The organism is Spirosoma sp. KUDC1026 (assembly GCF_013375035.1).
Lineage (GTDB): Bacteria > Bacteroidota > Bacteroidia > Cytophagales > Spirosomataceae > Spirosoma.
In genome coordinates this window covers 1,546,723-1,559,936 of the sequence record NZ_CP056032.1, presented here as the reverse complement: position 1 = coordinate 1,559,936, position 13,214 = coordinate 1,546,723, and the positions used below count along the sequence as shown (strand labels likewise).

Sequence of the window (13,214 nt, the reverse complement as noted above, 5' to 3'; positions counted from 1 at the left end):
ATAGTTTTCCTGGCGCAACAGCAGTGATCTGTCGGCCCGGTTTAATTAAAGTCAGACGTTGGCGATACGCCCGACGGTGCATAAAAAAGGCCCCACGGGCAACAAGCCTGGCGGAGCCTTCTAAACAATTGTCAGAAACGAATCAGGCACCCACCAGTTCCTGATAGGCATCAGCGGTCATCAGATCATCCGACTGGTCGGCGCTGGCCGGCTTCAGGCGGATAATCCAGCCTTCGCCGTACGGATCGCTGTTCAGCAGTTCGGGGCTTTTCTCAATCGCGGGATTCAGTTCAAGCAGTTCACCATCGATTGGTAAAAACAAGTCTGATACCGTCTTAACGGCTTCAACAGAGCCGAACACATCGCCTTTTGTCAGCGACTGTCCAACCGTCGACACGTCAACGAACACAATATCACCCAGTTCGTGCTGGGCAAAATCGGTAATACCCACAACGGCGGTGCCATCGGCTTCCATCCGAATCCACTCGTGGTCCTGCGTATAGCTCAGTTCTGCGGGAAAATTCATTACAGCGTAAAAGATTTATTGGCAAAATACGGTAGCTCCGGCCGGATTTGCAAATGCAGCCGTCTGTCAACTACTGGCAAATTCCAGGAGCGATCCTTTCTTTTTCCGTCGGTTTACTTCGTTCCGTCCGATTGATTCGTTGTAAACGTATTCGCCCCCAGCCGGTCACCGCTCTGGCGATCAATCATCCATTGTGGATAGGGCTTTGGCCGACTACTAACTTCGTTTAATTGATCCAGTTGTTCGGTGGTCAGACTCAGTTCAGCCGCCTTGATGTTATCGGTCAGTTGATCAGTACTTTTAGCACCGATGATTACGCTGGTAACCCCCGGTTGCGCCAGCACCCAGGCCAGGGCGATTCGGGCTACCGAAACCCCGTGCGCTTCGGCAATGGACTGCATGACGTCGATGATATCATACGCGCGCTCCTGATCGACGGGTGGAAAATCGAACGACAGCCGCCGGGATCCGTCTTCGGGTTTGTTATTGCGCGTGTATTTTCCTGACAGGAAACCGCCAGCCAACGGACTCCAGGGGAGAATGGCCATCTGCTGATCCTGCACCATCGGCACGATTTCGTTCTCCAGGTCGCGTCCGGCAACGGAGTAATAGTTCTGGGTAGACACAAACTTCGTCCAGCCGTTTTTCTCAGCAATGCCATTGGCTTTCATCACTTGCCAGGCCGCCAGGTTCGAGCAACCGATGTAGCGTACCTTGCCGCTTCTGACGACGTCTTCCAGGCCGCGCATCGTTTCTTCCAGGGGCGTCAGGGGGTCGAAACCGTGAATTTGATACAGATCGACGTGGTCGAGTTGCAGGCGTTTCAGGCTGTCGTCCAGTTGCTGCATGATTTGCAGACGTCCCAGACCAACCTGGTTTTTGCCTTCTCCCATACGGCCTCTTACTTTCGTGGCGATAACAAGTTCGTTACGCGACAGGCCAAGGCTTTTTAGCGCCTGACCCAGCATTGTTTCGGACAGGCCATACGAGTAAACGTTAGCGGTATCGATGAAATTTATGCCGTTGTCAATCGACATTTTGACAATGTCATTAACGGCATCCTGGGGTAGTTCGCCAATTGCTTTCCAGTAGCCGTCGCCACCAAATGTCATGGTACCCAGGCAGATTTCTGAGACCAGTACGCCGGTGTTACCGAGGAGGTTATAATTCATGGGTTTGTTTGTTTTTCCTATGAACCCATAACACCGGCGAATGTTGCTTTGACTCCGATTGTTCTCTAAAAGGCTTCGCCCAGCGAGAAATAAATCCCCGTTCCTTCGGCGGTCACGCCAACGTCGCCCCGCAGATACACGTCCTTACGCTGGAAGAAGAGAAACCGAACCCCTCCGCCAACGGTCCAGCGTAGCTTGTCTTTCTGAAATTCAGCCAGCGTCGGCGCCACGGTCCCCAGTCCGGCAAACACCGTACCGCCCCAGCGACGACTGAATCCAAACGGCAGCCAGCGCAGTTCGCCCTGGATCGCCATCAGATTTTTGTCGCGGTAACGGCCCTGGTAATAGCCACGTAAGAGTTCACTGCCGCCCAGCATCGCGAGGTTGTTGAAGGGAACTGTACCATTCATAAATGTACCAAACACCTGCGCGGCCAATACGCGGTTGCGCCTGCCCAGCGGGCGGTAAATTCGCGCATCGATTAGGTACGAACGGAAGGGAAACGTACTCCCCAGCGCACCACTGTACGTCAGAAAACCAGCTTCCAGAAAATTACCCCGGCGGACATTCAATACGTTTTTCCGGTCGTCGTACACTAGGGCTGCCCCCACCCCGGAACTGGTCGATCCCTGGGCACCAACGGGAAAATCGTATTCACGACCGCTGTTCTCGAAATTCACCCGCCCCAGTCGCTGAAAATCGATCTCCAGGCCAGCGTACCAGTTCGTTACGAGGTTACGTAATACCCGCTGCCGAAATTGAAAATATTCGGACTCAACGGTCACCGGATTTGTGAGGGGTGCATCAGGACCAATGCCATAATACAGCAGCGGAAACTGCTGATACCGGGTTCGGCCCAGGAAAAAGTATTTGTTTTTGTTGGAATACACGGCGTTGTCCAGCACGCTACCAAACTGAAGCCGCGTTGTGATAAAGGAGTACAGAGCGATCTCGCTCAGGCGGTTCACCAACGTATCCTTATTCACATAAAACAGAGAAAACGCCCGCGCCCCGAACTCAGCGCTGGTTTCGGGAGAGTACCCAAACGTTGGCACGACCAGAATACGGGACGACTCTACCGACGACGTATCGTTCAGGAGTCCGTACACCCATCTGCCGACGGTATTCTGAGCTATTTTTGGTATTTTCTGCTGAGACAGTGCGGGTCCAGGTATCAGCAGCACAATCCAGATCCACCACCCCGCCCAATGCGTTCGCTTATCCACAGGTTGTTGTTAGCTATGTTGATAAATAAGACAAAACGGGATGAGTTAACCGATTTGCCGGTTCTCATCCCGTTTTTCTGTTTCTATTTCTTTCTGCTTATTCCGCCAGGTTAAATTTCAACTGAATCCCGCCCGCCGTTGTTGCCCGCCGGAACGAGTTCGATACCAGTGGATCGTTGAAGGTGCGGTCGAAATAGAAATTAAAGTTTAGTCGGCGACTGACCACGTAACTGATCTGCGGACGCAGCTGGAAGTTGATGTTACCGGCCGTTATGGTCTGTTCGGCATCCAGTTTCCGCTGAATGGTCCGCGTATCGCGCATGGTCAGATTACAGGAGAACGTCAGGTCATTTTTCAGCCGCTTGTAGGCTCCGTTAATTCGGAACGGAATCCGCACGTTCTGCCGGGTAAACCCGATTGAACCGGTCAGATCCTTATTGCTCAGTTCGGCTACCTGCGCGTTCGACAGGTTCAGTGCTACGTCGCGGTTCTGGTTGTATTCCAGCCGACCACTGATCCGGTTTTTGGTCTGGAACTGGATACCGATCAGGGGCGCAAACTTCTCCGACATGGTAATGGTACTCATCGCAAACACCGGCACGTACTGCCCAAGCTGGTTCACCGCCGACGCCAGCGGATACCCCTGCACCGACAGATTTACGAACGCAGCGCCGTAGTCCAGGTTCGAGATGAAGTTTCCGACGCTGTAATCCGCCGTGTAGCTGTGCGTAATGGTAAACGCACTAAACCGCTTCCGGATAAATTCCAGCCCCGACAGCCCATTGTAGTCCACGCGCCAGTTTGGCAGCGGGAAGTTATAGAACGGCGACAACTGCGCTTTTTCTACGGATTGTCCGCTATAGGCCGCGAAGAACGAGGGAATCAACACATCCTGCGAGTTCTTGGTGTAACCTGTGCCACGGCTATCCGGATTGGCCCGCGTCAACTTGTCCAGGAAGTACGTCCGGTAGGATTCAAAGCGGTCGAAAATGGGCGACGTACTGTTCGGGCCAAAGCCGGTAAACGCGGTTCGGAACGACCAGAACGACATACTAAACTGACCGTTACGTACGGGCGTCTGCGTTTCAAACGGACCACCCAGCGTGCTTGGCCGGTAGTACTCCTGGTACGCATCCGAGCGACGAAGTCGCCACTCCACCTGCATCCGTAAATCCTTGAACGGCTCCAGCGTGGTACGGGCGTTAAAGTTCTTCCCGATCGATTGCTGGAAAGCCGTATTCAGCACCGTACTGGGCGTGAGCCAGCCCCGCTCGGCGGCTTTGTAATGAATACTCCGATCCTGACCACCTAATACGAACCCAAGTCCCGGCGCATTTCCCGATGCGAGACCAAACATGGAAGGCGTCGGCAGGAAGCCCGGCAGAATGGTCGATTCCTGGATGGTGTACGTGAAGTTGATTCCCCGTACCGTTAACAAAGCCCGGGTAAAGTTTTTCAGGATCCGGCTCTCTCCCCGAACGATGTCCTCAATATCGCCGGGGTTACGGGCAAAGTTTTTCCGGACGGGCGCGGGTGTGTTTGCAAAACGCAGATACCGGATCTTGTTATAGAGCCGAATCAGGTCGACGCGCCCCGTCAGACCCCGCTCCCGGTTGTTGCGGATCACGTTCCCGAACGGCAGGCCATCTTCGTCCACAATACCGTAGGAATTCGCCTGGAACTGGTAGCCAATGTTGTAGACGGCATCGGCCGCCACCCAGTCCAGCAGCGGAATTTTGTCCAGCGGCAGCCGGTACGTTCCTTTGATATCCTGCACGAAATTCTTCAACCGGCCCAGGTGCTTCAGGCTCGTCAGGATAGAGTCGCGCTTGGCCTGCGAGTTTATGTCGCCCGCGGGCTCGTCGATCACCGAATTGGCAATGGCACTGTAGCGAAGGACAATACTGCGGGTCAGGTTCCAGGTCAGGTCGTAATAGCGGTTGAACAGGAAATACTTCTCGAACTGGGGCGCAATGCCATTCGTGGTCGGAATGCGATCCGGCGAGCTCAAATCCGAGCTCCGCAACTGGGTTTTGATGAAACTCCGGTCCATATCGGCCCGAATGGATACTACCGACGGCAACAGCGTCAGGTTGAAATCCTTGATCCAGCGCAGGTACGGGGCCTCCAGCGCGGCCCGGCTGCGGAATGGCTCAAACGCTTTGGGCTGCCCGCTGAAGGTGTAGGCAATCCCTCCCCGATACTGCTGCTGCAGGTACTCTTCGGTCAGAATATTGGTGCGTTTGCTGTCGTTGAACGCATAGGTAAAGGCCAGGTTTTCGACATCCCAGAAATGCGCCCGCGCGTTCGGATTGGTTTTCACCTTCCGCACGTTCGAGAAGTTGAATCCCCGCCGGGTTGTATTGTCCTGCACCAGCCGCCGGTAATTATTGCGCTCATCGGTGTTACCAAAGGTCGACAGTGATGTTTCCAGGGGTGTATCCGGATCAAGCGGGTCGAAGTGCGGATTGATGTTCCGGTGGTCGTAGTTGATGTAGAATGGAATCCGCAACCCCCAGTTGACCGGCAGAAATTTGTCCAGCGCCAGGGCCGACGAGATCCCAAATTCAGACGTTGTTTCGATGGCCCGTTCGCCAATCCGGGTTTGCACCCCACCAAAGCCAAAGGTCGTGATCCGGCCCGAAGCGGTCAGCGTTCCCAGATCCGCCAGCTTGATGTTTGCCGTACCGAGCGCACCAATGCCTGCCTGCTGGTCGTAGCCGTAGGCCCTGAGTTCGTCGAGCCAGACCGTAAACGATCGGGCCTGTTCGTCGTTCGTTTTTGGATTTCGCACCCCCAGCATAATTGACTGTATTGAGCTTAAATCCGGGTTACCCATAATAGTTAGCCTGTAGCGTCCATTGAGCGACAGAACGGAGTAGGGCAGCGACGTCCGACGGGACACAAGGCGGTTCCGTTCAGCTTTCAGATTAATCAGTTCCGATAGCGCCAGATCAAGCTCGTTGTTTGATGGCCATACCAGATCCGAACTGACATTTCCTTCCGGCGACGCGGTCAGATTGGCGATTTCGATCTCGTAATAGTTATCCGTATAATCGGTTCCCAGCCGCAGGAAGACTGCCGTTTGGCCATTTTCCCGCTGGGCATTATGCATGTGCACAAACATTTTGATCCGCTCCCGGAACAACAGGTTGTAGTTCACATTCCGGAAGGCCCCGCGCGAATCACCGTCGCGCAGGTTGGTTACCGTCATCCGGATCGACTGCTCGTTCAACTCCACATTGTTCACCTGGGTGTAATCGCGGTCACGTATGTAACCCGGTGGAATCGCGTAAATGTATTTACCGCTTGAGTCGGCAGTGGCCCGTTGTGAGCTGTTTTCTTCGATGTTGACGGCCGATACGGTGAACTGCGCATCGTACGGCTCGGGTACTTCCTGAAGCCCGCGCTGATTCAGGTCGCCGGTATATTTGCGGTACTGGTTGGCCTCCATCTGCAGCTGCGCAAACCGAAGCACGACCGGTTCCGCAAAGTCGGTCAGGTACATCCGCATGAAACGAATGGACTTGAAGCCGTTGATGCTTCCCACTTTGCGCATGTACTCCCGCACCGGAATCCGGAACTGATACCAGTCAACAGGCGTGCCCCCCGTTACGCCGGCCGCCGGGGGCACGGTTATTTTATCAACAATGTATCCCTGCCCCACCGCGAACTGCTCCGGACGCAGGTCCAGTTCGTATTCGTAATAGGCTTCGTTGTCGTTGATGGTATTATCGGCGTTCAGGTCCTCTATATCAGGCAGGGTTGTCGACGCCGGGGTCAGGAACTGGTTCGTCGTCGTGTTCTCCGGCGAGTTATTTTCCGTTCCCATGTACTGTTTATACCGCGCTACGATGTACCGCGCGCTGTCTGCCTGTTCGCCCAGGTAAAACCGGAAATCATCATTCGACGGATCCTGAGTAATCTGACTCAATGTAGTGCTGTTGACACCACGCTGAGTCAGACTGTTTATGTACGGCTGGAAGCGGGTCCGTTCGTCGGCATTTTTCAAACCGTCGAGACCAATATCCTGATTCTCGCGGCCTGAACTCTGAAAAGCGTTTGTCACAAACTGCTGCGTTGGGGCCCGTCCCCAGGCGGTTGTTTCCGTGCCGCCCAGCCGGATATCGGTTCCGGTCGTGTCACCGTTTATCGGGAATCCGTTCTCGAAGGTATAACGGCTGTCTTTCATGACGTCCTCCGAAATATCACCCAGGTTAAACAGCAGCTTTCCTCCGCTGGTGTTGTTCCGGTTTCTTGATTCGTCTGGACTACCGCGTACGACACCATTTTGTCCTTTGACGAAGGGGTCCATCAGCCAGAACGTAATGTTCTCGACGTTGGCATTATCGAAATCAATATCCGACGCCACCGCCCGCGTAACGGAGCCAAAGTTCTGGCGGGGGTTTGGCAGTTCACCGGCAGTTGTCAGGTTCGGGTTGTAGTTATACATCCCCCGCTCGGCCGGGAAATACGATACGTCCAGAATATTCTCTGGTAACTGAACGACCCTTGCCGAACGACCGGGAAACAGTTCGGTTGGCAGGAAGTACCGTTCGTACACGTTCCGGTTAGCTTCCGCCGGATCAATATTCGACACAACACCCTGTGCGCCGGGGGTGTACAAACTCGGATCGACCGAGTACACCGAAATACGGGCACGCCGGTAAGCCGACTCCAGCGGGTTCGAGAACGAGCCCTGTGGAAACTGCTGAGGGGTGGCCCCCAACCGCCAGCGGGTTGGTTGGCGGGTCAGGTCAAAGATGGTCCGGGTGGCCTCGAAGTCGTCCAGGTAGCTTTCGTTATTTGCTTGCTGATTTGTACCGGGCAGTAGTTGGGCCACTTCTAAGTTAGCCTGTACTGTCGACAGTTCTTTTGTCTGCACAAATGGCAGGCGATCCAGCAGGCGAGTCAAACCAGGCGAGTCCTTGCGGATGTTGGCGTGCAAACCCAGAATGGTGTTGTTAACCGGTTCGTTGCCCAGCGCCACGCGGGTGATATACCCAGCGGGCGTTTCGCGCATGTGCATGGCGGTCAGACCAAAGCTCACGTCTCTGCTCAGGTTATAATCCAGCCGCGTACCAATCAGCGAACGGATCTGGTTCTGAAACAGATCAGGCTGCTCGTAGCTGATCCGAATCTCCCGACCCGAGTTCGTTACGTTGGCGTTCGTGATCCGCAACCGGCCAATCTGCGCTTCCAGTACGTAGTCCTGGCCGGCTACCAGGGGCACTCCGCCAGCAGTTACCAAGACGGAGGTTTCGCTTACGCCGGGCGGCAGCGATACTTCGACGCCATTACCCGCCAGATACGCGCCCCGCAGAAAGAACTTGTTCTTGTTCGCAATCTGCTGCGCGTCGGCCAGGGTTCGGTCGTACAACTCGTTGAACACGTACTTCGTCCGCAGGTTATCTTCGCTGGGCAGAAACTGCTGGTTCAGATAGGAGCCAAAAGGCTCCAGCGTCGGGAAGATAATTTTTCCGTACCGGGTGTCGACCGTGTAATTTTCGACATAATCGAAGTTTCCATCGGGTTGGGCGTCGAGCTGCTGGTTGAGCCGGTCCATACCAAAGACCTGTACCAGCGGCCGGTTCTGAATCTGCGTTCCTTCCTGCAGCACCGGATTATCAATACCCGTCTGGTCGTCTTTGTAGATGATACGTAACTGGAAGCCCTGCCGGGTCAGGCTGGATGAACCCAGTGAGTAGATGTTTTTCATCATCAGGTCCCACATCGGTAACTGCAGGTTATTACGCAGCGTCGCCGATTTGAGCAGCTTCAGCACCAGCACCTCATCGTTGGCCCGCGCCTGGTAATCTTCGGTCAGCTCCCCTACCTTGTACCGCCGTCCCTGATACGTGTATTCGTAGGAAACGGCCAGCACCTCGTCGTTCCGCAGGGGCGTTACCAGTGAAATATACCCCAGATCGGGCTGCAGTTTAAATTCGGCGTCGGTCAGCCGCTTGGCGCCACGCAATACGTCGAAGTCAGTGCCTTTTTCGAGGCCGAACGTGCTTACCAGTACCTCGTTGGTCTGGTCGATCTGCCGGAACGGGTTGCTGGCGTTCGCCGTCAGCGCCCGGAATAGCCCATTGGCTTGGTTGTCGGCGGCCGAGCGGGGGCTCCCCGCAAACGGTTGTACGTTCGGATTATTCTGGCGGTAGGGAACGCCCTCGCCCAGATCCTGAAAACCGGCCAGGTTACGCAGGGTCGAGGTGGTATTCGTCCGGTTGGTGACGTACACCTCAACACGCGTTACGTTAACGCCCGACGTCACTTGCGGTAATGTCCGCAGCGACGATTCGTAGATATTCCGGAAAAACTGCGACAGGAAGAAGTGGCGGTTTTCATCGTACTGATCGGCGCGTACCTCGAACGGCCGACTCGACGACCCTCCCTGCAGGACGATCTCGTTCTTCCGCGACCGCTGCTGGGAAGCAACCACCGTAGCGTAGAGTTTACCGAAACGCAGCTGCGTTTTTACCCCGAACAGATTCTGTACGCCCGGAATTAACTGGCTGTTAACGGCCCAGCTGATGTTTCCGACCTCGAGTCCCTGGATGATGTTTTCGTTCTGGGGCGTAAAACCAGGAATGGAACCGGTCGCACCCGGCAGAGTTGGCAAGGTTGGCGCGGCCGGAGCGTTAGGTAGTCCTGGCAGTCCCGGAATGGCTGGTAACCCGCCACTGGGCCGGTAATTGACTTTCAGCGCATTTTCGAAGTTGAAAGCCGCTTTGGTGTCGAAGTTGGCTAAAACGCCCAGGTTCTCACCGACCTTCCCGTTGAAGTTGATGCTGATCTGTTCATTGAAAATAAAGTTGCCATTCCGGCGCTGCCGTACAGGAATGACTGGATTATCAATGAACTGATAGAGATAACCAAAGTCGAGCGTAACGAAACCGTTTGGCTTGAAATTGACTTCGCTACCGCCAAAAAGGCGGTCGATAATAGGCGGCAGTTCCAGTTTTGGGATCAGTCCCCGCCCGCTCAGCGCACTTTGTCCATCACTCCGGCTACCGTATTCGCGCCAGAGACTCCGCTCCACGCGCTGGTTCTGCAACTGATTGTAGGTCGAAAACGGAATCGTTTCGCCCGGCCGGTACGGCAATCCGTACTGCGATGGCGGTAACGTTCCGGTTGTACTGGTGGGCGTAGCAACTCCCGGCGTTGCTGTAGCGCTGGCAGGTGTTGACGACCGGCCCGCTACGTTGTTCGGCGTTGGCGGGCCTGACAGCGACACCCCGGAGCGAACCCGTTCAGTTACCGCAATCTGTCCGCCGGGCGACAGGCTGAAGTCGGTGGTTACTCCCTTTGGATCACGGAGAATAAACGGAGAAGTAGACGAACGCTCGGAAAAGCGGGTAGCTCGTCGGTCGGGCCAGTTTACGGTTGGGCGACGACCAGCACTACGGGCCGCCCGAATGCTGTCGTTACGTTCCTGAATAACCTGTTTGATAGAATCGGCCCGCATGGTTGCCCGCCGACGCGCTTCGGCCCGGGCCGAGTCGGCCGATACAGGCCGGTTGTTCTGCCGGCGACCGGGTTGGCGGGTAGGTTGTCCCTGCCCGAAGCCCATACCTAGTCCCAGGCATACCCAGCATCCCAGAATTAACCAAGCGTTCGACCTGAACGTCAATCGGTTAAGCAGGAATGATTTGTGGATTATATGGGTAGTGTGAACAGAGTAATGGTTCACCATTGATCGTCTGAAAAGTTCAAAAACTGTATCGTACGGTGTGTACTTCTTTCAAACGGCCAAAATCGGGCCAATCGTCTGCCAATGGAGTAGATTTTTTAAAAGCTTCTTAATGGTCCGCATACGGGTTATTTAATGGCCGTTTAATTTGTAAAACTACAGACAGAATAAATCCCGACAAATCAAATCTAGTAAGCGTACTGCCCGTTCTTTTACTATTTACTAGCCTGCTGCGTTTTTTTCCTATTTTATCGTTTCCTGACGGAGAGGTGTCATTTTTTTGTTACTTTTATGGTCGACCCGTGCACAGTCCGGTGTACGCAGCATACCGTAACAACTTTTCCTTCCTGGCAGCATGCATGCCGTTTCTTCCGCACCCCCCTCGATGCTGGCCTTCTACGAAACTGCCCTTCGGCACGCAGTTAATGCGATTGCGCTCTGCCAGGCGGTTCATAATCAGGACGGAACTGTTATCGACTTTCGGTTTTTGCTGACCAATCCACGGTACGACACGTTTATTAACAAACCCACTGATACCGTTCGTGGCCAGCTGGTATCAGAGCTCTTTCCGGGTCAGTCGGCCAGCGGAATCTGGCAGTGGGCAGCGGATGTTGTTTATACGCAACAGCCTTACCAGCAGGAGATTCACTGCACAGCTGAATCGGGCCAGTCTCATTGGTTCGATCTGACGATCAGCCACTGGGAGAATGAGGGCGTCATTATCTCGCTCACGGAGGTTAGTGACCAGAAAGCCCGTTTACTGGCTCAGCAAAAACAGGCAGAACTACTCCAGCAGATTGTCAGTAATTCACTGAATGGTATCCTGGTCCTGGAAAGTATACGCAATGCCAGTCATCAGTTGGTTGATTTCCGGATCATTCTGGCTAATCCGGCAGCCGCTACGCTCAACAGTAAAGCAAGCCCCCAGCTCAAGGGCGCTTCTTTTCTGGAGACCTACCCGGCAAGCCGACAGGTTACGTTTTCGGGTCCACGTGCTCAGCAGCAATCTATTTTTGACCAGTACGTAGCCGTTGTCAACAGCGGAGAGCCGCTTGTGTACGACTTGTATTACCCGCACGATGGGATCGACGGCTGGTTCTGGGGGTCCGCCCGAAAGCTGGGCGACGGACTAATTCTGACGTTTCTGGACATTTCGGACCTCAAACTGACCCAGCAGGAACTGGAGCAGACCATCCACAAGCTGAAGCAGACTAACCACAACCTGAATCAGTTTGCGTACGTAGCCAGCCATGACCTCCAGGAGCCTTTACGCAAAATCACGGCTCTGGGGGGCTTTCTGAACGAGCGGCTCAGCCAGGATACCGACGAAACGGTGCGGGATGTTGTAGCGCGAATGCAGAAATCGGCCCAGCGGATGCAGGAGTTGGTCAAAGATCTGCTCACCTACTCCCGACTGACCGCTCAGCCTAAGGGCTTCGACCGGGTGCCGCTCAGCTCTGTTCTGCAAAAAGCCCTGAAAGATCTGCAGCCATTGATTGACAAAACCGACGCTGTTATTAACGTAGAACTGTTGCCTGCTGTATCGGGCGATGCCCTTCAGTTACAGCAATTATTTTTCTGTCTGCTGAGTAATGCGCTCAAGTTTCATAAAACCGGACAGTCTCCGCGAATTATCATTTCGGCCGAACTTATAGCTTCCGACAGTGTCCCTACGGCGTTACAAAAAAGCCAGCAACCGTTCGTCGCCGTTTCGATTGAAGACACCGGGATTGGGTTCAACGAGAAATACCTGGACCGGATCTTCACAATTTTTCAGCAGTTGCACAGCCGGAACCAGTATGATGGTACCGGTATTGGACTGGCCATTGCCCGACGGGTGGCCGAAAATCACGGTGGTACGCTGACAGCCCGTTCAGAACCCGGCAAAGGTTCTGTATTCACGGCCTGGCTGCCCGTTTATTAAAAGGTTTTTTTGGACAGGATATAAAAGAAAATTTTGGACAGGATTAACAGATTTTTATTGAATCAAAAACCTGTCAATCCTGTCCAAAAACGGACTTAGTAACGCTCGTTACTTTCGTTTTCTTCTTCTGATAGCTCGGTTATTTCAGCGTCCAGTTCATCGTCGGAAAGGTCTTCCAGCAAGTCTTCGGGCAGGGCGTCCATATCTTCACCGTTCGATACTTCATCGGTTGCGTGCTTCGCCGTTAACGTATCGGTGTACAGTAACGTATCAGACGCTTCTTCGTCGCCGGGATTGTAGTTATCGGGTTCGTTATTCACGCCCAATCCCGCATAAACGATGTTGCCCGCTTCGTCGTTGTTTTCGGGCATATTCGTGTTCTGGGGCGACATACCTTCCAGTGGACCACCGGAATTCTGATCGACGCGCTGCTGATCGGAGTTATTTACATTTTCCATAACGTATCTGCGGTTTCCCGCCGGGATTAGTGATTCGACAGTAGTCAGCCCACAGGCGTTTCTGGGCCTGGCAGGCTGTCATGTATCTCTAACTCGGTCGATCCAAAAGAGTTTTAGCTATTTCCAGACAACAACTTTCTGGACCAGGTTGCATTCACAGTCATGTATTCGAACAAGTTCTGACAGCCTACTCCTCGTTAATACCGGCAGTA

6 protein-coding genes are annotated in these 13,214 nt (G+C 54.1%); 1 reads left to right on the top strand and 5 read right to left on the bottom strand.

Annotated features, from left to right (window positions below):
* Positions 1-142: 142 nt before the first annotated feature.
* From gcvH to sprA, 4 genes are all read right to left on the bottom strand, one after another.
* Positions 143-526 carry a glycine cleavage system protein GcvH gene (gene gcvH, locus HU175_RS06615; RefSeq protein WP_176565836.1) on the bottom strand — a complete coding sequence of 128 codons (384 nt, stop codon included), beginning with the start codon at positions 524-526 and terminating at the stop codon, positions 143-145.
* Positions 527-639: 113 nt separating this feature from the next.
* Positions 640-1,698, bottom strand: coding sequence for an aldo/keto reductase (locus HU175_RS06610; protein WP_176565835.1), 1,059 nt, complete (start codon positions 1,696-1,698; stop codon positions 640-642).
* A gap of 65 nt (positions 1,699-1,763) precedes the next feature.
* Positions 1,764-2,924, bottom strand: a complete 1,161-nt coding sequence (locus HU175_RS06605) for a BamA/TamA family outer membrane protein (RefSeq protein WP_176565834.1) — start codon at positions 2,922-2,924, stop codon at positions 1,764-1,766.
* A 97-nt stretch (positions 2,925-3,021) separates the two neighbouring features.
* Positions 3,022-10,623: a cell surface protein SprA gene (gene sprA / locus HU175_RS06600; RefSeq protein WP_176565833.1), complete on the bottom strand. Its 7,602-nt coding sequence runs from the start codon at positions 10,621-10,623 to the stop codon at positions 3,022-3,024.
* A gap of 352 nt (positions 10,624-10,975) precedes the next feature.
* Between sprA and HU175_RS06595 the strand changes: the two genes are divergently transcribed.
* Positions 10,976-12,544 (top strand): sensor histidine kinase, encoded by a 1,569-nt coding sequence (locus HU175_RS06595; protein WP_176565832.1) that lies wholly within the window; start codon positions 10,976-10,978, stop codon positions 12,542-12,544.
* A 95-nt stretch (positions 12,545-12,639) separates the two neighbouring features.
* On the opposite strand, the gene HU175_RS06590 is transcribed toward HU175_RS06595, so the two are convergent.
* On the bottom strand, positions 12,640-13,002 hold the full coding sequence (locus HU175_RS06590; protein WP_176565831.1) for a hypothetical protein: 363 nt from the start codon (positions 13,000-13,002) through the stop codon (positions 12,640-12,642).
* Positions 13,003-13,214 lie beyond the last annotated feature (212 nt).

Bases quoted from the DNA above. Each gene is read 5' to 3' on its own strand.
- HU175_RS06595 (WP_176565832.1), top strand. From the start codon at position 10,976: ATGCATGCCGTTTCTTCCGCACCCCCCTCGATGCTGGCCTTCTACGAA.
- gcvH (WP_176565836.1), bottom strand. From the start codon at position 526: ATGAATTTTCCCGCAGAACTGAGCTATACGCAGGACCACGAGTGGATT.
- sprA (WP_176565833.1), bottom strand. From the start codon at position 10,623: ATGGTGAACCATTACTCTGTTCACACTACCCATATAATCCACAAATCA.
- HU175_RS06590 (WP_176565831.1), bottom strand. From the start codon at position 13,002: ATGGAAAATGTAAATAACTCCGATCAGCAGCGCGTCGATCAGAATTCC.
- HU175_RS06610 (WP_176565835.1), bottom strand. From the start codon at position 1,698: ATGAATTATAACCTCCTCGGTAACACCGGCGTACTGGTCTCAGAAATC.